The 17,585-nt window shown below is 65.2% G+C and carries 16 protein-coding genes; 5 read left to right on the top strand and 11 right to left on the bottom strand.

Going from position 1 to position 17,585, the window contains the following annotated elements:
* Positions 1-6: 6 nt before the first annotated feature.
* Positions 7-843 (top strand): mycofactocin-coupled SDR family oxidoreductase, encoded by an 837-nt coding sequence (locus tag MWU77_RS19710; RefSeq protein ID WP_169688090.1) that lies wholly within the window; start codon positions 7-9, stop codon positions 841-843.
* Here MWU77_RS19710 and MWU77_RS19705 read toward each other — a convergent pair.
* The 4 genes from MWU77_RS19705 to MWU77_RS19690 are packed head-to-tail and all read right to left on the bottom strand — an operon-like array spanning position 840 to position 5,284.
* Positions 840-1,826: an IS481 family transposase gene (locus MWU77_RS19705; protein WP_247274571.1), complete on the bottom strand. Its 987-nt coding sequence runs from the start codon at positions 1,824-1,826 to the stop codon at positions 840-842. The genes MWU77_RS19710 and MWU77_RS19705 overlap by 4 nt on opposite strands.
* A gap of 42 nt (positions 1,827-1,868) precedes the next feature.
* Positions 1,869-2,636: a MerR family transcriptional regulator gene (locus MWU77_RS19700; protein WP_169688092.1), complete on the bottom strand. Its 768-nt coding sequence runs from the start codon at positions 2,634-2,636 to the stop codon at positions 1,869-1,871.
* Between the two features lie 29 nt (positions 2,637-2,665).
* On the bottom strand, positions 2,666-3,574 hold the full coding sequence (locus tag MWU77_RS19695) for a DUF2268 domain-containing protein (protein ID WP_169688093.1): 909 nt from the start codon (positions 3,572-3,574) through the stop codon (positions 2,666-2,668).
* Positions 3,575-3,625: 51 nt separating this feature from the next.
* Entirely contained in the window at positions 3,626-5,284 is a 1,659-nt protein-coding gene (locus tag MWU77_RS19690; protein ID WP_247274570.1) for an MFS transporter, read from the bottom strand.
* A 156-nt stretch (positions 5,285-5,440) separates the two neighbouring features.
* Between MWU77_RS19690 and MWU77_RS19685 the strand changes: the two genes are divergently transcribed.
* The gene (locus MWU77_RS19685) at positions 5,441-6,400 is read left to right on the top strand and encodes an ATP-binding cassette domain-containing protein (protein ID WP_169688095.1); all 960 of its coding nucleotides are present in this window, start codon (positions 5,441-5,443) and stop codon (positions 6,398-6,400) included.
* The gene (locus MWU77_RS19680) at positions 6,397-7,200 is read left to right on the top strand and encodes an ABC transporter permease (RefSeq protein WP_247274569.1); all 804 of its coding nucleotides are present in this window, start codon (positions 6,397-6,399) and stop codon (positions 7,198-7,200) included. The genes MWU77_RS19685 and MWU77_RS19680 overlap by 4 nt, the downstream gene beginning before the upstream one ends.
* A 22-nt stretch (positions 7,201-7,222) precedes the next feature.
* Here MWU77_RS19680 and MWU77_RS19675 read toward each other — a convergent pair whose 3' ends face one another.
* From MWU77_RS19675 to MWU77_RS19655, 5 genes are all read right to left on the bottom strand, one after another.
* Complete coding sequence (locus tag MWU77_RS19675) at positions 7,223-8,287, bottom strand: alpha/beta hydrolase (RefSeq protein WP_247274568.1); 1,065 nt, start codon at positions 8,285-8,287, stop codon at positions 7,223-7,225.
* Between the two features lie 28 nt (positions 8,288-8,315).
* Positions 8,316-10,061 carry a cholesterol oxidase substrate-binding domain-containing protein gene (locus MWU77_RS19670; protein WP_247274567.1) on the bottom strand — a complete coding sequence of 582 codons (1,746 nt, stop codon included), beginning with the start codon at positions 10,059-10,061 and terminating at the stop codon, positions 8,316-8,318.
* Positions 10,062-10,091: 30 nt separating this feature from the next.
* A complete protein-coding gene (locus tag MWU77_RS19665) occupies positions 10,092-10,952 on the bottom strand; it encodes a MaoC/PaaZ C-terminal domain-containing protein (protein ID WP_169688099.1) in 861 nt (286 codons plus the stop codon).
* Between the two features lie 50 nt (positions 10,953-11,002).
* Positions 11,003-12,718: a 3-oxosteroid 1-dehydrogenase gene (kstD, locus tag MWU77_RS19660; RefSeq protein WP_206039899.1), complete on the bottom strand. Its 1,716-nt coding sequence runs from the start codon at positions 12,716-12,718 to the stop codon at positions 11,003-11,005.
* Positions 12,719-12,872: 154 nt separating this feature from the next.
* On the bottom strand, positions 12,873-13,802 hold the full coding sequence (locus MWU77_RS19655) for a LacI family DNA-binding transcriptional regulator (RefSeq protein WP_247274566.1): 930 nt from the start codon (positions 13,800-13,802) through the stop codon (positions 12,873-12,875).
* A 138-nt stretch (positions 13,803-13,940) separates the two neighbouring features.
* Between MWU77_RS19655 and MWU77_RS19650 the strand changes: the two genes are divergently transcribed.
* Positions 13,941-14,717, top strand: coding sequence for an SDR family NAD(P)-dependent oxidoreductase (locus MWU77_RS19650; RefSeq protein WP_169688102.1), 777 nt, complete (start codon positions 13,941-13,943; stop codon positions 14,715-14,717).
* 16 nt (positions 14,718-14,733) lie between these two features.
* Here MWU77_RS19650 and MWU77_RS19645 read toward each other — a convergent pair whose 3' ends face one another.
* Positions 14,734-15,072 carry a hypothetical protein gene (locus MWU77_RS19645; RefSeq protein ID WP_169688103.1) on the bottom strand — a complete coding sequence of 113 codons (339 nt, stop codon included), beginning with the start codon at positions 15,070-15,072 and terminating at the stop codon, positions 14,734-14,736.
* Between the two features lie 2 nt (positions 15,073-15,074).
* A complete protein-coding gene (locus MWU77_RS19640) occupies positions 15,075-16,220 on the bottom strand; it encodes a Rieske 2Fe-2S domain-containing protein (RefSeq protein ID WP_247274565.1) in 1,146 nt (381 codons plus the stop codon).
* Positions 16,221-16,409: 189 nt separating this feature from the next.
* Here MWU77_RS19640 and hsaA point away from each other — a divergent pair, with 189 nt between their 5' ends.
* Positions 16,410-17,585 carry a 3-hydroxy-9,10-secoandrosta-1,3,5(10)-triene-9,17-dione monooxygenase oxygenase subunit gene (gene hsaA, locus MWU77_RS19635; protein WP_169688105.1) on the top strand — a complete coding sequence of 392 codons (1,176 nt, stop codon included), beginning with the start codon at positions 16,410-16,412 and terminating at the stop codon, positions 17,583-17,585.

Below are 17,585 nucleotides of genomic sequence, written 5' to 3'. Positions count from 1 at the left end.
AACGGCATGAGCAGGTTCGAAGGCAAGGTCGCATTTGTCACCGGAGCCGCGCGTGGTCAGGGACGCTCGCACGCGCTCGCGTTCGCTGAGGCGGGAGCAGATCTCGTCCTGTGCGACCGCTGCGAGGATTCGCCCGTCGTGCGCTACCCTCTCGCCACCGAGGACGACCTCGCGGAAACGGTGCGTCTGGCCGAAGCCGCCGGTGCGAAGGTCGTCTCGGAGAAGCTCGACACCGCGGATCGCGCCGCGATGGACCGGCTTGTCGCACGCGCCCACGACGAGCTCGGCCGTATCGATATCGCGGTCGCCAACGCCGGGGTGTCGACGGCAGCACCGGTCCAGTCGATGCCGCAGGCCATGTGGGACGAGACGATCTCGTCGAACCTCACGGGTGTGTTCAACACGATCGCGTGCGTTGCCCCGGGGATGATCGAGCGCGGATACGGCCGGATCGTGACGATCTCGTCGATGCTCGGGCGCGCCGGAAACACCAACATGGTGGCCTACGGTGCATCGAAGTGGGGTGTCATCGGCATGACCAAGAGCGCCGCGCTGGATCTCGCGCAGAACGGGATCACCGTCAACGCCATCGCACCCGGCAATATCTCCACGCCGATGATCCACAACGACGCGCTCTACGGCATGCTCCGGCCCGATCTGGAGAACCCCACCGCCGACGATGTCGCTCCGGTCTTCACGTCGCTGCACGCGCAGCCCGTGCCGTGGCTCGAGCCTGCCGAGATCACGCGCGCGGTGTTGTTCTTCTGCGACGAGGCTGCCGCGCACATCAGCGGAACCGTGCTGCCCATCGATGCGGGGAACGCAGCGCGCGTCACCGGCTAGCTGTACTGACCGGGGACATTGATCAACCTCGTGAAGGGTGGCTGGTTGGCGCAGGCCGTGTGGGGTCGGTGATGGTTGTAGTGATGCAGCCATGACTCGAGAACGTCGCGTCGTTCTGCCTCTGAGCGGTAGCAGGGGGCGTAAGCCCACCCGTCGGCCATTGTGCGGTGGAAGCGCTCGACCTTCCCGTTCGTCTGCGGGCGATATGGGCGCGTGTACCTCGGACGGATCGACAGCGCCTCGCAGGTACCGCGCCACAGATGCGACCGGTAGGCACCGCCGTTGTCGGACAGTACTCGCTCGATCGTGACCCCACGCTCGGCGAACCAGCCGACAGCTCGTTGCAGGACGCCAACGGCAGTGACAGCCGTCTCGTCGTCGTGGATCTCGGTGTACGCGACGCGGGAGTGATCGTCGATCACGGTGTGGACGTAGGCGTAGCCCAGCTTGGGTCCGCCGTGCTGATTGCGTGGCTTGTCCGGCGTGGCGACGCGGTTGCGGTCGCCTTGGCGTCGGCCGACGTAGCGCCAGCCACCGCCGTCGGGGATGTTCCCCAGCTTCTTCACGTCCACGTGCACCAGCGACCCGGGGTGCGGGTGCTCGTAACGACGGATCGGTTCGCCGGTCGCCCGGTCGACGTGCGACAGCCGATTCAATCGAGCAGTGGTGAGGATGCGGTGGACGGTGGAGGGCGCGATCCCGAGCCTCGCTGATAGTTGAACTGGCCCTTCCCGCAACCTGATCCGCAGGTTGACGCACCGCTTCGTGACGGGCTTGCTCGTCTTGTTCGGCGAGCTCTTCGGGCGCGAGGACCGGTCGTGCATGGGCTCGCCGGCGCGGTAGCGGCCGACCCAGCGCTTCACGGTCGGCCACGAGACCTGGAATCGGGCGGCGACCTCACTGATCGGCCAGCCCTCCTCGACAACGAGTTGGGCAACCTTCAGACGGTGACGCGGTGTGAGGGCAGCGTTGGGATGGGACATGGCATCTTTCGGTCCGGGACGGCGCCGCGGCACCCGCCGCTGTCAGGCCAGATGCTGCACGTGGATGCGCAGGGCGTTCGCGGCGAACTGCGCGGCCTCTGGGCTGCCGAAGGTCTGGTGGAAGTCGGGATTGGTTTCGTAGAGGTCGGCCATGCCTCGCACCATTGCGGCGGATCGTTCGACATCGCCGACGTGGGTGGGTGTCCCGGGGATGTCAGCGAACCAGGCCATGTGGTCGGCAGCGTGCGCTCGAGCAACTGGTGAGCCGGGTGTGTGGCCGGCTTCGTGGATTTCTGCCCACCGTGTGAGCAGGGCCTGGGCGTTGGCCTGCCAGTCGCGTTGTTGTTCCACGGACTTGGCATGCCACCACCGGTTCGACGCGGCGAAGGCCTCGCGTCCCCACCGGCGTACGACCTCGGCCTCGTAGCGGTCGTTGAAGCCTTCGAGCATCACATCCATGCGTGGTTCTCGGCCCTCTCGGCGCATCTGCAGGGTGTGTTCGACCGCGCTGATGCGCCGGTCCAGGGCCTCGCGGTCCTCGGCGAGCTGTGTCAGGTGGGCCTCGAGCGCTTCGACCTCGGCGGTCGGCGTCTCGGGGGCGTCGAGCACTGCGGAGATGTCGGCCAGTGGCATACCCGTGTCGCGGAGCAGAAGGATGCGTTGCAGGCGCGCGACCGCGTCGGGACCGTAGTAGCGGTAGCCGTTGGACCCGACGCGATCGGGCTCGAGCAGCCCGATGCGGTGATAGTGGCGCAGCGTGCGGCCGCTGATGCCTGCGCGTTCAGCGAGCTCGTGCACCGTCCATTCCATCACCGGGCTCCTGTCGTTCGACGTGCTGCTCAGTGTGCCGGGTCTGTGGTCAGGCCCAGCCGTGGCAGCGCAATGCGCAGGATCTCGGACGCGGGAGTGCGGACGTTTTGGGCGGCCGTGGTGCCCGTGGCGTCGAGGTAGGCGCGGACAAGCCGAGCACCGGCTGCATAACCGGCCCCGGTCGGCAAGCCGACAGGCTCGGCACCGAACAGTTGTGCGCTGGAGTCGCCCAGCACCCAGGCGGCGAAGTCTGCCATTCCTGTGACGCCCAGGCCGCTGGCAACCTTCGCCAAGACTTGGTCGTCGGAGTGGGTTTCATCGCGCACGAAGTGGGTGTAGCCGGCGTCGCCATACAACTCGGACGCGAAAACGTCGGCGAGCCCTTCGGACACAACGTGCTCGCCAACCATCACCGTCTGTGGGTCCCACACGATCCCGCCGGGTGAATAGCGCACGTTGTGGTGCAGTTCGTGGACCGCGATCGCCTCGAGGCGATCGAGAACGCGCGAGGTGGGCCAGACGGTGATGGCGATGTAGCCGCTGATGCCGCCGAACCCGGACATCCCTTGCACCTCGTCGACGAAGTGCTGGCTGGTCGGATCTCCCAGGACGAGCAGCACGTTCAGGTCGGGGATGGTCACACCCGGATCGGCAGACGTCAACGCTGCGACCCCGTCCTCGAGGGCCTTCTCGATGCGGGTCCACGCATCGGCCGCGACAAGGGATTCCAGACCTTCGCGGACCTGCTCGATCGCGGAGTCCGGACGGAAGCCGAAGTTCTGCTGGTGCACGGTCGCCATGTCCACGCCGCCGGGGATGAAGTGGTACATCCCGGCCATCGGAGCCCACATGTCACGGATGAGGTCGGCGCGATCCTTCGCGTCCGCCGTCAGGACTCGGTTCATGCCCGAGGCACTGTCAATCACTGAAATGGTCATGACAAGCGACCGTAAACATTGACGCTACGACAAGGTCAACCGTTTCCTCGATCAATGTCCCCGGTCAGTACAGCTAGCGCCTTCGAAGCCCGGTCCGCTCGGGTCGGTACCGACGGCACGCGACGGTAGTCGACCTGTCCCGAACAGTGCGGCGACTGCGAGCAGAGCGGTCACACCGAACGCCACTTGCAAGGCTTCGAGTCGCGCATCGCTGTTGACGGCGACGATGGCGTCGCGCGTCGGTGCGTCCAGGCCCGCCGAGACCAGGGCGCCGTCGAGTTCGGTATTCGACAGGAATGGCACGCCCTGTGCGATCTGGGTCCCTGCCTGCTGCTGGACGGCTGCCGGGATATCCGGGTTGTCTTCGATACCTGCGCTCACCGACGTGGAGAGGGTGGCGATCAGGATCGAGCCGATCAGCGCTGTACCGAGCGAAGCGCCGAGGTTGGTGGCGGTGTTCTGCACGCCGCCGACCTCGGCGCTCTTCGACTCCGGCACCGCCGACACGGTGATCGCTCCCAACTGGGACGACAACGCGCCGAGGCCTGCCCCCAGGAACAGCATCGGGATCGCCACCACGGCGGCGGTGGCTCCGGGATCCATTCCCGCGGTGAGCACGGCGATCCCGACGATCATCGAGGCGAGCCCCAGTCGCACAACCCGCCTGGGGTTCGCGTGCGGCCAGAGTTTCGGGATACCCGCCGCGGCGAGCACGAGTGCAAGCGAGAGCGGCAGGATCCGCACACCCGTCTCGAGTGCGCTCAACTCCAGCACCACGGACAGGAACAGCGGCACCGAGAAGAACACACCCGCCTGGACTGCGAACTGGGCGAAGAACATCGTCAGTCCACCGGTGAGTTGACGACTTTCGAACAATGCCGGATCGATGAGTGGATCGCGACCCGTCGCGACCAGCGCGTGCTGCCGCCGCATGAAGGCGTAGAGGACCAGCAACCCGACGAGGATCAGCCAGATCACGGGCGACATACCGATGACCTCCGGACCGCCGGGTGTGGCGATCACCCAGCCCCATTCGCTCGACCGCAGCACGCCGTACACGATCATCGCCAGCCCCACCACCGACATGAGCGCGCTGGGCACGTCGATCGACATCGGCGCCGCCGGAACGTCCCGCACCCGCCGTAGTACGAGCAGGATCAGCGCCACCACGACGACCTCGCCGAAGAAGACGTAGCGCCACGACGCGAACGTCGTCACCGCCCCACCGAGTAGCGGGCCGACGGCGACCGCCATTGCACCGGCAGCCGCAACGAGCCCGTACGCCGCTGCGCGCCGCTCGGGTGGGAAGTTCGCGGCGACGAGGGAGACGATCGCAGGCATGATCAGTGCCGCACCGATGCCTTCGAGGAGCGACCAGCCCAGCAGAAGGATCGGCAAGTTCGGAGCACACCCGGTGACGAGCGAGCCGACCGCGTAGACCACGAGTCCGACCCCGAAGGCGCGGCGCCGTCCGAGCGCGGTACCGACTTTGCCGCCCGTGATCATCAGAGATGCCATCACCAGCGTGTACAGCGTGATCGCGGTCTGGATTCCGGTGATCGTCGTGTCGAGATCCTGCGCGACGGTCGCCATCGACACGTTCATCACCGAGCTGTCGAGCGTCATCAGGAATTGGCCCGATGCCAGCACTGCCAGGACGAGTGCGGAACCCGATCGCACTTCCGGATCTGATCTACGACTCTTGCTCATTGCCGAACCGGCTTCCGATTCCAGAAGTGACCCGCGCAGGTAGAAATCCAAAGTACAACAGAACCGGACGGCAAGGGCAGGACTCGGAAAACCGATCGCACTCTGTCGGTGCCTTGGTGCACACTGGGCGAGCAACCCGTATCCAGGAGAGAACTCATGGCTGATGCCATCGTTGTCGAAGGATTGATCAAGCGGTTCGGTGGCCTCACCGCGCTCGACGGCATAGACCTCCGTGTTCCCGAAGGCACGGTCACCGCGTTGCTCGGCCCCAACGGAGCCGGGAAGACCACGGCGGTTCGTGTTCTGACGACATTGCTCGTCCCCGATGGCGGGCGGGCGGAGGTCGCGGGATTCGATGTCGTTGCCGATGCCGAAGCATTGCGCACACAGATCGGTGCTTCGGGCCAGTACGCCGCGGTCGACGAATATCTCACCGGATACGAGAACCTCGAAATGGTCGGGCGCCTCTACCACCTCGGCGCCAAACGGAGCCGCAAGCGGGCACGAGAACTGCTCGACCAATTCGATCTCGTCGATGCAGGTGATCGTCCTGTGAAGACATATTCGGGCGGTATGCGGCGCCGACTCGATCTCGCCGGTGCTCTCGTCGCCGAGCCGCCCGTGCTGTTTCTCGACGAGCCCACCACCGGACTCGACCCACGCGCCCGCCTCGGGCTGTGGGGCATCATCGAGAAACTCGTCGAACGCGGCACCACCCTGCTGCTCACCACGCAGTACATGGATGAGGCCGAGCGACTCGCCGACCGGATCGTCGTGATCGATCGGGGCACCATCATCGCCAGGGGGACCGCCGACGAGCTCAAGTCGCTCGTGGGCGGAGAGCGGATCGAGCTGTCGGTGCCCGATGCTGGACAGATCGAGACTGCGCGTGAGGCTTTGGCGGAGCTTGCCGCCGGAGATATCCGTATCGAATCGGGCAGGGTGATCGTGCCTGCCACAGGCGGAACCGAACTGCTCGTCGCCGCGCTCGGGCGGGTCGCGGAGGTCGGCGTCCGGGTCACCGATGTCACGCTGCGCCGGCCCACTCTCGACGACGTGTTCCTCACACTGACGGGTCACGAGGCGGAGGAGAGGATCGAGGAGCCGACCTCATGAACACTCTGCAGATGACCGCATCCGACGGTCTCACGATCGCCAAACGCAACATGATCAAGATCAAGCGCGTTCCGGATCTGATCGTCTTCACGACGCTGTCGCCGATCATGTTCGTGTTGCTGTTCGCGTACGTGTTCGGCAGCGCGATCCAGATCCCCGGCACGTCGTACCGGGAGTTCCTCATCGCCGGAGTGTTCACCCAGACCGTGATCTTCGGTGCCACGTGGACCGGCCTCGGCATGGTCGAGGATTTGCAGAAGGGCATCATCGACCGATTCCGGACGCTTCCGATGGCCCCGTCCGCGGTGCTGATCGGCCGTACCTCCACCGACGTGCTCATCAACATCGTGAGTCTGGTGGTCATGTCGTTGACCGGTCTGGTGGTCGGCTGGCGTATCAACTCGTCGCCTCTGGAGGCGCTCACGGGTTACGCCCTGTTGTTGCTGTTCGCCTATGCCTTGTCGTGGCTGATGGCTGTCGTCGGAATGTGGATCCGTACGCCCGAGGTGTTCAACAACGCCAGTTTCATGGTGATCTTCCCGCTGTCGTTCATCGCCAACACATTCGTCGACACCTCGCAGATGCCGACCGTGTTGCGTACGTTCGCCGAATGGAACCCGGTGTCCGCGGTGACCCAGGCCGTCCGCGAGTTGTTCGGCAACACGAATCCGATGATGCCGGTGCCCGACGTGTGGCCGTTGCAGAACCCCGTCATTGCGTCACTGTTGTGGACTGCGTTGATGCTGGTCGTGTTCGTGCCGTTCGCGATCCGTCGCTACAAGAAGGCAGTGAGCCGATAACGGGTCGGTGAGCCGAGGAGGATCACGCTCCGCGCTGGGCGGCCCATCCGTTGATCGCAGTCGCGAACTCGGTCGATGCGGGCAGCAACACCGGGCCGTCGGCCACCCCGGCGGGCAGCGGGCCGAGCTCTTCGAGGGTGTGATTGGCGGTCGTGAAGTGATCGAACTGCAGATTGGTGTGCTCGAGGGATGCACGCAGCGGCGCGATCTGATCGCAGCTGATGTTCAGATCCTTGTCGGAGCACGTCAGCAGGACGGGGACGCCGGAGGGCAGCGAGGCGGCGAGATCGGGTGGATTCAGTGCGTCGGCCTCGGCGAGGAACGTCGCGTTGTAGTCGTTGAACCCGAACTGCTCCATGATCGGGCTCAGACCATCCGGCACGGTGCCGGAGGTGCGGAGGGACTCGATGGTGCGGGGCAGGTCGTTGCGGAGTTGCTCGGCGGCGGCCTCGTCGAGCTGCCCCGAGTTCGCGACGGCCTCGAGCTGCCCGTTCAGAAGGTCGAGGTAACGCATCGACAGCGGTGCCAGCAACCCGTAGCCGTCGCCGACCCCGCGTTGCGCGAGTGCGAGCGTGGTCAGGCCGCCTTCGCTGTGCCCCAGCACCAGGATGTCGTCGGCCGCAAATCCGGTGCGCTCGGAGAGCAACTCGGCAGCAGCCTGAGCGTGATCGACCTGATCGGTGAACCCGTACACCTTTCCGGTCTCGGGCGCGTACGACCCGAGGCCGGTGGCACCCGCGCCGATTTTATCGAAGCGTAGGCTCGCGATCCCGTGGGCGGCGAGCGAGTCGGCGACGCGAAGCAGGGTGTCGGCCACCATCAACGGTGCCTGGTTGCCGTTGCGGTCGGTGACTCCGCTGCCCGGCAACAGCAGTGCCGCGCCCTTGATGTCGCCCTCGGGGGTGCGCAGGCTGCCGTGGAAGGTGGTTCCGGAAGCGTCGAACGTGACCTCGGTGTCGGCGCCGGCCGGTGCGACCACCGAGCCCGTGTCGGGCAGTGCGGACGCTATACCTGTGAACGTCGCACCACCCGCCACCACGAGCAGTGGAACCGCTGCAGCACCGATCACACGTCGCAAGCTTCGCATGGTTGCGAACCTTAGCAAAGGTCAATGATCAGGGCAGCAGACGGTCGATGAACGTGTTGCTGTAGACCCGATGCGGATCGAGCCGGTTGTACACCGCCCGCGCACTGTCCCAGTTCTCATCGGCCGGAACACCTTCGCGATAGGTATCGGGCAGGCCCTGGGTGATGATGTGGTCGTCCGTATACGGCAGTTCGGGTCCGAACGCCCAGCCCTTCGACCACTCGGGACGGAAAGTCGAATCACCGCCGTTGTAGCGCTGACGCATCCACTGCTCCATCTCGCGATAGAACGCGAACATGCCGGGTGTGCCCGGAACGCCCAGCACATTCAGCCAGATCGCGGTGTCCCACTCGGGTTTGTCCGGGCGCGGACGTGTCGCTGCGATCGTCGGCGGGCCCGCAGACGGCACGCGCACGTCGGATGACTGATCGAGACCGCAGCAACGAATCTCGACGGGACCGTTGAGCGGGTACTGGCCGAGACCGCGATAGTGCTCGATCCGTTCGTTGAACCACTGGGTGAAATCATGGATGACGGTGGCGATGTTGGCGCGGTTGGTCAGCACCGCGCCACCGCCTTCGGTCAGACGCAGAGTGGTGGCCTTGATGTAGAACTGCAGGTCCTTCGACCAGCCCCAGATGTCCGACGAGGCCGTCGCGGCGAGGCCCGCAACGGTCACGCCGTAGTAGGTCTGGCCGAAAAGCGGGGCAATCTGGGGGTTTCCACCCGTCAGTTGCCCGAGCAGATCGGTGATCGGCTCAGGAACGTTGTCGGAGAACGGGTAGTTGTACGGTCCGGTGACTTCGCGGGACTCGGCCGGTTTCTCCGGAGCGAGCGACCACACTTTCATCCACGGCTTCTCGGTGAACGGATACCAGATTGCCTCGGCTCGGCCTGTGCTGCTCACGAACGATTCGAATGTCCGACCCGAAGCGCCTGCAGGAGAGAACAGTTCGCGCCAGTCGATGTCGGTGTAGCTCTGGCACCGCATCCTGTAGTTGGGCCCGGCCTGGAGTGTGACCGACGTCAGGAACGTTCTACCGAGGTGTGTCAGAAGCGCGGTGATATCGGGGTCTGCGCGGGTGAAGGTACGCAACGCATACCTGCTGCCGTCCCACACGACTGCGGTCAGCTCGGTGACGAGGTTGCTCAGCGAGCCGAAAGTATGTCCCGGAACATTGCTTTCACCGTCGGCCGGAAGAGCTGCTCCGTGAGCATTGACCGCGAGCGATCCTGCGATCGTCAGGACGCCGGGTGCGGGCAGGTTCGCGAACCCGAGTCCGTGATCCTGCAATGCCGAGGTGATCGCATCGAGTGTGGCGCCGGGCCCGGCCGTCACGGTCGCCGGGTTGCCACCCGGATTCACGCTCACGGAGTTCAGATGAAGCATGGTGTCGGCGAGGATCACCCGGTCGACCGGAGCGCCGTTGACGATCGTGAGTGGCGTCCAGCCGTGCATCGCACCTCGTGGACGGATGGTGTATCCGTTCTCGTGGGCCCAATTCGTCAGCCGCACTACGTCATCGGCATTGTTCGGTGCACACGTCCAGATCGAGTCCAGCATGATCTCCTTGGACCAGTTCTGGTACGCCTGCTGGTACAGATCGATGCCCTCGGGGAATGACGGCGGCGCCGGAAGCGTCGCGTCGGAAGATCCGAACGGAATCGCGTGCGCGGGTGTCCAGCCGCCGACAGCGGTCGCGGCCAGAGCGCCGGCGCCGGCGGCGAGGAAGCCTCGTCGGGACAGACGCGGAGCGGAATCTCGAATTGTCATGTATAGAGCATCTTTCCGGGAGGGTGGAACTCACGCGATGGTGAGCACCACATCGGCCAGGGCTGGTGCAAGGTCTCGGTCCGCGACAGCGACAGTGGCAAGGAGCTGTTTCCCGCTCTTCCACACGCGTACGCGCAGTGTCTCACCGGGGAACACGACGCCGGCGAACTTGGCACGGAACCCGGCGACACGTGTCGCGTCGGAATCGAGAAGGTGGTCGGCGATCGACTTGCACACCGTGCCGTAGGTGCACAGGCCGTGGAGAATCGGCGCCGGGAACCCTGCGGCCTTCGCGAATTCCGGATCCGAGTGGAGTGGGTTGCGATCACCGCAGAGGCGGTACAGGAGCGCTTGCTGAGGCAGCGTCGGGACGTCGAACTCGGCATCCGGGGCGCGGTCGGGCAATGCGACGGCCTCCGACGGTCCGCGTTCGCCGCCGAAGCCGCCTTCTCCGCGTGCAAAGATCGACGACCGGGCGGTCCACAGCGGGTTTCCGTCGAGATCCTCGGTGACGGATTCCTGCACGATGACTGCGGCCTTGCCCTTGTCCCACACCTCGGCGATGCGAGTGGTGGTGCGGCCTTTGCCGGATGCCGGGATGGGCGCGTGGACCTTCACTTCCTGGCTGCCGTGCACGACCTTCGCCAGATCGATCTCGACACCGGGGAAGGACACCTTCGGCGGTTCCGTGTCGTGGAATGTCGCGGCTACCGTCGCGAATGTGGGGAGTACCTGGGGATCACCGTCGCGCAGGTAGCGCAGCTCGCCGGCATCGGTGGGGCGGGCGCCGGCACCGAGTCCGAGATTGTAGAGCTGGACGTCACTGCTGCTCCACGAGAATTCCTGGATGGGGAGCGATGCGCCGAGGGCGACTGAGGGGTCGATGGGCACGGGGGTCCTTTCTTCGCGACCGGGCCGCACTTCGGCGCCGGGTGGGCAGCCTAAGCGTGATCGGCGGTATCGGCGACGGCGTCTTCCGCTGAATGGTTCCCGTTCCTGCGGAGGATGTCGAGCACAGCGAGGTAGCCGAAGGTCATGGCCGGTCCGATGGTGGCGCCGGGGCCGGCGTAGGTGTGACCCATCACGGGGGAGCTGACGTTGCCGGTCGCGTAGAGGCCGTCGATCACTGTGCCGTCCTCCTTGAGGACGCGGGCGTCGACGTCGGTGACGAGACCACCCTTGGTGCCGAGGTCGCCCGGAACGACCTTGATTGCGTAGAACGGAGCCTTGCCGATCTCCGCGAGGCTGGGGTTGGGCTTGTTGCGGGGGTCGCCGTAGTAGTGGTCGTATTTCGACTCGCCGCGACCGAAGTCCTCGTCCTTGCCCGAGCGGGCGAAACCGTTGAATCGCTCGACGGTCTCGGAGAGCGCAGACGCCGGAACGCCGATCTTCTCGGCGAGCTCACTGATGGTGTCGGCCTTGACCATCACTCCGGCCTTGAACCATCGCTTCGGGAACGGTTGTCCGGGTGTGATCCCGGCGAAGGTGTACCGGTTGCGGTAACGCTGGTCGAGAACCATCCATGCCGGGATGTTCTCGCCCGGTCCCTCGCCGCGGCCGTACTGTCCGCCGTACATGGCATGCGTCGCCTCGACATACGGGGCGGATTCGTTCACGAACCGCTTGCCCTCACTGTTGACCATCATGCAGCCGGGAAGGCTCCGTTCCGACAGTGCGAACCACGGGCCGCCGGTGAGCGGGAACGACGGACCCCACCAGGAATCGTCCATGAAATCGACTGCACCGCCGATGGATTGGCCGGCTCGGATGCCGTCGCCCTCGTTCGCTTTGGCTCCGACGGTCCACTCCGTGCCGATCGGTGCGCGCTGGTATTCCTTGCGCATCTCGTCGTTGTGATCGAAGCCGCCACTTGCGAGGACGACACCCTTGCCGGCGCGGATGATCCGTTCTTCGCCGTCCGAGATCACCTTGACGCCGCGCACCACGCCGTCCTCGACGAGGAGGTCGGTCAGGGCGGTGTTCAGCAGCAAGGGGACATTCGCGTCGCGGAGACCGATACGCAAGCCCGCCATGAGCGCCTGACCGCGGACGAGCAGGTGCTTCTTGGTCAGATTCGCCCACACGAAGCGCGCGCCGACCTTCGCGGCGCGCAGCGGTCCGCGAGGATTGCGCATCAACAGGTTGAGCCACTTGTAGTCGGCCTGGGTGATGACGAAGTTCTTCGGCGCCCGCGCATAGTCGGGTTCGAGGGTGGCGAGGTCTGCGCCGAGGCGGCGCCCGTCGAACGGGCTCGGCTCGACCGAACGGCCACCGGCGCGTCCGCCCGGGGCCTCCGGGTAGTAGTCGGAGTATCCGGGGACCCACTGCAGTTCGAGGGCGCTGTGCTTCTGGACGAAGGACAGCATCTCAGGGCCGCGGTCGATGTACGTGTCGATCTTCTCGGCGGGAACGACGTCGCCGATGATGCTGTGCAGGTAGGTGCGTGCGGCCTCGGGGGTGTCCTCGACACCGGCCGCCTTCAGGGCGTCGTTGTTGGGGATCCATACGCCGCCGCCGGAGCGGGCGCTCGAACCGCCGTAGCAGGCGGCCTTCTCGATCACGACGACACTCGCACCCTTGTTGGCTGCGGTGATGGCGGCGGTCATTCCGCCGGCGCCGCTGCCGACGACGACGATGTCGTACTCCTGCTCAGTCATATAGAACACGTTATAGAATTGGTTCTGTCGAGTCCATCCTTTCCGGCCGGATTGTCTGGACGGGACGGAGAATCGCGAGCACGGTGCGACTCGATACACGTTTCACAAATGGGTGAAGGTTCCCGCCGCCGAGGAACGGGGGCGCCGGGCTGAATCAGGCGGACGCTCGCCGAACGATCGTGGACGGCGCTTCGGTCCAGTCTCGGGTGGTCGCGTCGACCGCCAGCCGCGCTGCGCGCCGCCCATAGGCGGCGGTGTCGATCCGGACCGTCGTCAGTTCGGGTTCCCACAGACTTTCCTGGTGCTCGTCGTCGAATCCGATGACTGCGAGGTCTTCCGGAGCGCGGTACCCGAGTTGCGTCATCACCGAGAGCACGGACAGGGCGACGGCGTCGTTGAGCGACGCGACCGCGGTGACGTCCGACTCCTGCACGAGAGTGCGCACCGATTCGGTGCGCGCCCGGGGATCGGGGTCCATCGACACCCGAACGACGGTGAGCGGAGCCAATCCGAGATCGAGAGCGGCGCGGTGGGCGTCGGCGATGCGGGCACGGCCGAACGAGCCGGTTCCTTCGGCGGGGATGGCGAGGGCGACGTGCCGGTGGCCGTGCTCGGCGAGATGCTGCAGTTGCAGCCGGGTATGGAACGGGAATCCGGCCTGGTGACCGCGAAACGCTCCCCAGATGTGGTCGTCACGGAGATCGTCGGGTAGCTGGGAGAGATCCACCACGGCAAGCGGTCCGAGTTTTCTCCGAAGGTCCTGCGCGGCGTCGCGGCCCTCCGAGATCACGACGAGGGTGCGGTCGTGTCGGCGCAACTCCTCCTGCATCGTGCGGATCAAGCGACCGATGCTCGTGCCGATGACGTCCGTGCCGACGTTCAGCAGCACGACCGGTGAGGCGACGACCTCGGAGGGAAACGTCACGGTGCGCGGTGGGTAACCCAGCGCGTCGGCCGCGGCGCGCACGCGGTCCTGTGTCGCAGCTGTGATCGTCTGGTTCGGTGTGTCGTTGAGTACGTAACTGACGGTGGCCGTGGAAACTCCGGCGGCATCGGCGACATCCCGGATCGTTGTTCTTCGCACGCGTGTTCGCGCGGTGGGTGTCCGTTTCCCTCTGACCACCGACTCAGAGTACGGCTTAACGCTGTTAAGCACCTACGTTCGCCCCCGAGAGGCGGTGCCGCTCGGATCGGCCCGTCGACATCACGAGAAGGGAAGCGCATGGGCAAGGTAGACGGCAAGGTGGCCATCATCACCGGGGCGGCGAGCGGACTGGGCAAGTACGAGGCGGTCCGTCTCGCCGCGGAGGGCGCCGACGTGGCCATCTGCGACATCCAGGAGGAGAAGCTGCAGGAGACCAAGCGGCTGTGCGAGGAGCAGGGCGCACGCGTGGTGGCGGTCGGCTGTGACGTCACCTCGTACGACAGCCTGAAGGCATTCGTGGACCGGACCGTGGAGGAACTCGGCACGGTCGACGTCCTGGTGAACAATGTGCACAAGACGACGCTCAAGCCGTTCCTCGACCTGGACATCGAGGACTTCAAGACGGAACTCGAGATCTCCGTGTTCTCCGCGTGGCACATGATGAAGCTGTGCTTCCCGAACATGAAGAACAAGCCGGGCGCGGGCGCGTCCATCATCAACTTCGGCTCGCGATGGGGTCAGGAGAGCCCCCGGCTGAGCGCCACGTACTCGCCCTCGAAGGAGGCGGTCCGTGCACTGTCCCGTACGGTCGCACGCGAGTGGGGCGAATACAATATCCGGGTGAACGCGATCTGCCCGGGTGGGTTCACGGACAACGCCACCGCGACGATGGATCAGCAGCTTCCGGAGATGCAGAAGTACGCGATGGAAGCCTTCAAGGACAACGTGTACGGCCGCCCCGGTGACCCGTACGAGGATGTCGCCCCGATCGTCGTGTTCCTCGCTTCCGACGACAGTCACTGGCTGTCCGGTCAGACGATCAACGCCGACGGTGGAGGCTGGATCGCAGCGTGACCTGCTGCCGCGGGGGTTACCTGGCGATGTTCAGCGAACCGTCGAGCACGGCCTGCTCGATGCTGGCCCGCAGATTCGGGCAGCCCTCGCGAGGCGCACTGGCACGGTCGGTGTCCCGGAAGACGGGGCATGTCACGTTCGGATCGCTCTGCCATTGCACGCTCGTCTGACGGAAGCTGTTCTTGCGCACCAGGACACAGGTGTCACAACTGCGGCATTCGACCTCGCTCAGGCCCGAATCCAGGTAGTTGATCTTGTCGATGGCGGTCTGGGCGGCGATCGCCTCGACCCGTTCCGGCTGGTCCGCGAAACTCGGAGACTTGGCCCACGTGCTGCGTCGGGTCGAGGCGCTCATCGTCAGACCTCCGAGTCCTGCTTCTTCTCGGCCTCAGCGGCCTTGCGGGCCATGTTCTCGGCGACCTCCGCTTCCCAGGCCTCGTTGGCCTTACCGGTGTCGACCTCGAATTCGAAGCGTCCGGTCATCTTGTCGGTGACGTCGGCGACGTCGACGTAGAACTGCTCATACCAGCGACGCAGCTGGTACACCGGGCCGTCCTCTTCGCACAGCAGCGGATTTTCGATCTTGGTCTTGTTCTTCCAGATCTCGACGTCCTGCAGGAATCCCTCACCGACACCCTCGGTGAGTTTGGCGGCCAGCATGTCGGTCTGCTCTGCGTTCATGCCCGTCGGCTTCTTGACGATGATGCCGTACTGCAGCATGAATGAGTCGTGGGTGATCGGGTAATGACAGTTGATCAGCACCGATTCGGTCTCGTATCCGCCGTAGTTGTTCTTCAGCGGATTGATCATGTAGGACGGACCGTAATACGCCGCGTACGACTCGAGTTTCGATTCCATGCCGTACTGGGTGGCCATGCCCTTGTCCGGACGTCCGCGGGTGTTGAGGTACTGCTCCGCGACGTGTCCTTCGAAGACGTTCTTGAAGAACGTGGGGAAGGCGTAGTGGATGTAGAAGAAGTGCGCCATGTCGACGACGTTGTCGATGATCTCGCGGCAGTTGGACCCCTCGATGAGGATCTGATGCCACGTCCAGTCGGTCCACTCGTCGGTCCCGTACTGCTCGAGTTCGGGAATCGTGACGTTCTCCGGCGGCGCATTGCCCTCCGGATCGTTCCACACGAACAGCTGGCCGTGCTTCTCCATCGTGGTCCACGCGCGAGTGCGGGCGAGCGGGGGGACGCGACGCGCGTAGGGGATGTCGGTGCATTTACCGTTGCCGCCCCAGCGCCAGTCGTGGAACGGACACGCGATCGAATCGCCCTTGATCTCGCCCTGCGACAGGTCGCCACCCATGTGCCGGCAGTAGCCGTCGAGCACCTTGATCTCGCCGTTGCTGTCGGCCCAGACCACGAGTTTGGTGCCGAAGGCCTCGACGGAGTGCGGCTTGCCGTCCTTGAAACTGCGACTCAGTCCGAGGCAGTGCCAACCCCGCGCGAACCGGGTCCGCGCCTCTCCGACGTCGATCTCGCGAATCTGTGCCATGTCCGCTCACTTCCTTCCGGATCTCTTAGTAGAACACGTTATAGAATTTCCCCCGCGATCGAAAGGGAACGAGGACTTTGGTCCCCGTGAAACCTGTGATGCCACGGAACTCGTCCGGTCTCGACACAAATAAGAACATGTTCTAGTCTCGAACCAAGCGATCAATTCCTGAACAGACGGGAGTGTCCAGTGGGTGACCACGACAGCCACGAGGTACTGCAGCGGATCGACGCTCTGCTGCCCAGCCTGCGGGAACGCGCGCAGGAAGCCGAGGATCTTCGCCGCATCCCCGATGGTTCGATCAAGGCGCTCCAGGAGTCCGGCTTCTTCAAACTTCTGCAACCGGCACAGTGGGGTGGATACGAAGCCGACCCCGTCACCTTCTACACCGCGGTGCGCACCATCGCGAGTGCCTGCGGATCCACCGGCTGGGTGTCCGGAATCATCGGTGTCCACAATTGGCACCTCGCACTGTTCGACCAGCAGGCGCAGGAAGACGTCTGGGGTGAGGACACCGATGTGCGCATCTCCTCGTCGTATGCGCCGATGGGCGCCGGCGAGGTCGTCGACGGCGGCTACAAGGTCAACGGTGCCTGGGCGTGGTCGTCGGGCAGCGATCACGCGACCTGGGTCGTCGTCGGCGGCCCGGTCATCAAGGACGGGCGCCCCGTCGACTTCGGTAGCTTCCTGATACCGCGCTCGGAGTACGAGATCGATGACGTGTGGAACGTGGTCGGGCTGCGTGGAACGGGCTCCAACACCGTCGTGGTCAAGGACGTGTTCGTTCCGCGACACCGCTTCCTGAGCTTCAAGACGATGAACGATCTGGCCTCGCCCGGACTCGAGCGGAACACCGCGCCCGTCTACAAGATGCCGTGGGGAACCATCCATCCCACGACCATCTCCGCCCCGATCGTCGGCATGGCCTACGGGGCCTACGACGCCCACGTCGAGCACCAGGGCAAGCGGGTGCGCGCCGCCTACGCGGGGGAGAAGGCCAAGGACGACCCGTTCGCGAAGATCCGCATCGCCGAGGCATCCAGCGACATCGACGCCGCGTGGCGGCAACTCTCGGGCAATGTCGCGGACGAGTACGCCTATCTCCTCGAAGGCAAGGACGTTCCGATCGAGCTCCGCCTGCGCGCCCGTCGCGACCAGGTGCGCGCGACCGGCCGCGCCATCGCCTCGATCGACCGACTGTTCGAGAACTCGGGCGCCACCGCGCTCGCCAATGGCACACCCATTCAACGATTCTGGCGCGACGCTCACGCCGGTCGTGTGCATGCCGCCAACGACGCCGAACGCGCATACGTCATGTTCGGCGGCGCCGAATTCGGTCTTCCTCTCACCGACACGATGGTTTAA

This window comes from Rhodococcus sp. F64268 (assembly GCF_023015605.1).
In the GTDB taxonomy this organism is placed as follows: Bacteria; Actinomycetota; Actinomycetes; order Mycobacteriales; family Mycobacteriaceae; genus Rhodococcus.
The sequence above is the reverse complement of the archived record's forward strand: the minus strand, read 5'-3'. Positions and strand labels throughout refer to the sequence as shown.

Bases quoted from the DNA above. Each gene is read 5' to 3' on its own strand.
- MWU77_RS19645 (WP_169688103.1), bottom strand. From the start codon at position 15,072: ATGAGCGCCTCGACCCGACGCAGCACGTGGGCCAAGTCTCCGAGTTTC.
- kstD (WP_206039899.1), bottom strand. From the start codon at position 12,718: ATGACTGAGCAGGAGTACGACATCGTCGTCGTCGGCAGCGGCGCCGGC.
- MWU77_RS19670 (WP_247274567.1), bottom strand. From the start codon at position 10,061: ATGACAATTCGAGATTCCGCTCCGCGTCTGTCCCGACGAGGCTTCCTC.
- MWU77_RS19690 (WP_247274570.1), bottom strand. From the start codon at position 5,284: ATGAGCAAGAGTCGTAGATCAGATCCGGAAGTGCGATCGGGTTCCGCA.
- MWU77_RS19700 (WP_169688092.1), bottom strand. From the start codon at position 2,636: ATGGAATGGACGGTGCACGAGCTCGCTGAACGCGCAGGCATCAGCGGC.
- MWU77_RS19685 (WP_169688095.1), top strand. From the start codon at position 5,441: ATGGCTGATGCCATCGTTGTCGAAGGATTGATCAAGCGGTTCGGTGGC.
- MWU77_RS19675 (WP_247274568.1), bottom strand. From the start codon at position 8,287: ATGCGAAGCTTGCGACGTGTGATCGGTGCTGCAGCGGTTCCACTGCTC.
- MWU77_RS19650 (WP_169688102.1), top strand. From the start codon at position 13,941: ATGGGCAAGGTAGACGGCAAGGTGGCCATCATCACCGGGGCGGCGAGC.
- MWU77_RS19640 (WP_247274565.1), bottom strand. From the start codon at position 16,220: ATGGCACAGATTCGCGAGATCGACGTCGGAGAGGCGCGGACCCGGTTC.
- MWU77_RS19695 (WP_169688093.1), bottom strand. From the start codon at position 3,574: ATGACCATTTCAGTGATTGACAGTGCCTCGGGCATGAACCGAGTCCTG.
- MWU77_RS19710 (WP_169688090.1), top strand. From the start codon at position 7: ATGAGCAGGTTCGAAGGCAAGGTCGCATTTGTCACCGGAGCCGCGCGT.
- MWU77_RS19705 (WP_247274571.1), bottom strand. From the start codon at position 1,826: ATGTCCCATCCCAACGCTGCCCTCACACCGCGTCACCGTCTGAAGGTT.
- MWU77_RS19680 (WP_247274569.1), top strand. From the start codon at position 6,397: ATGAACACTCTGCAGATGACCGCATCCGACGGTCTCACGATCGCCAAA.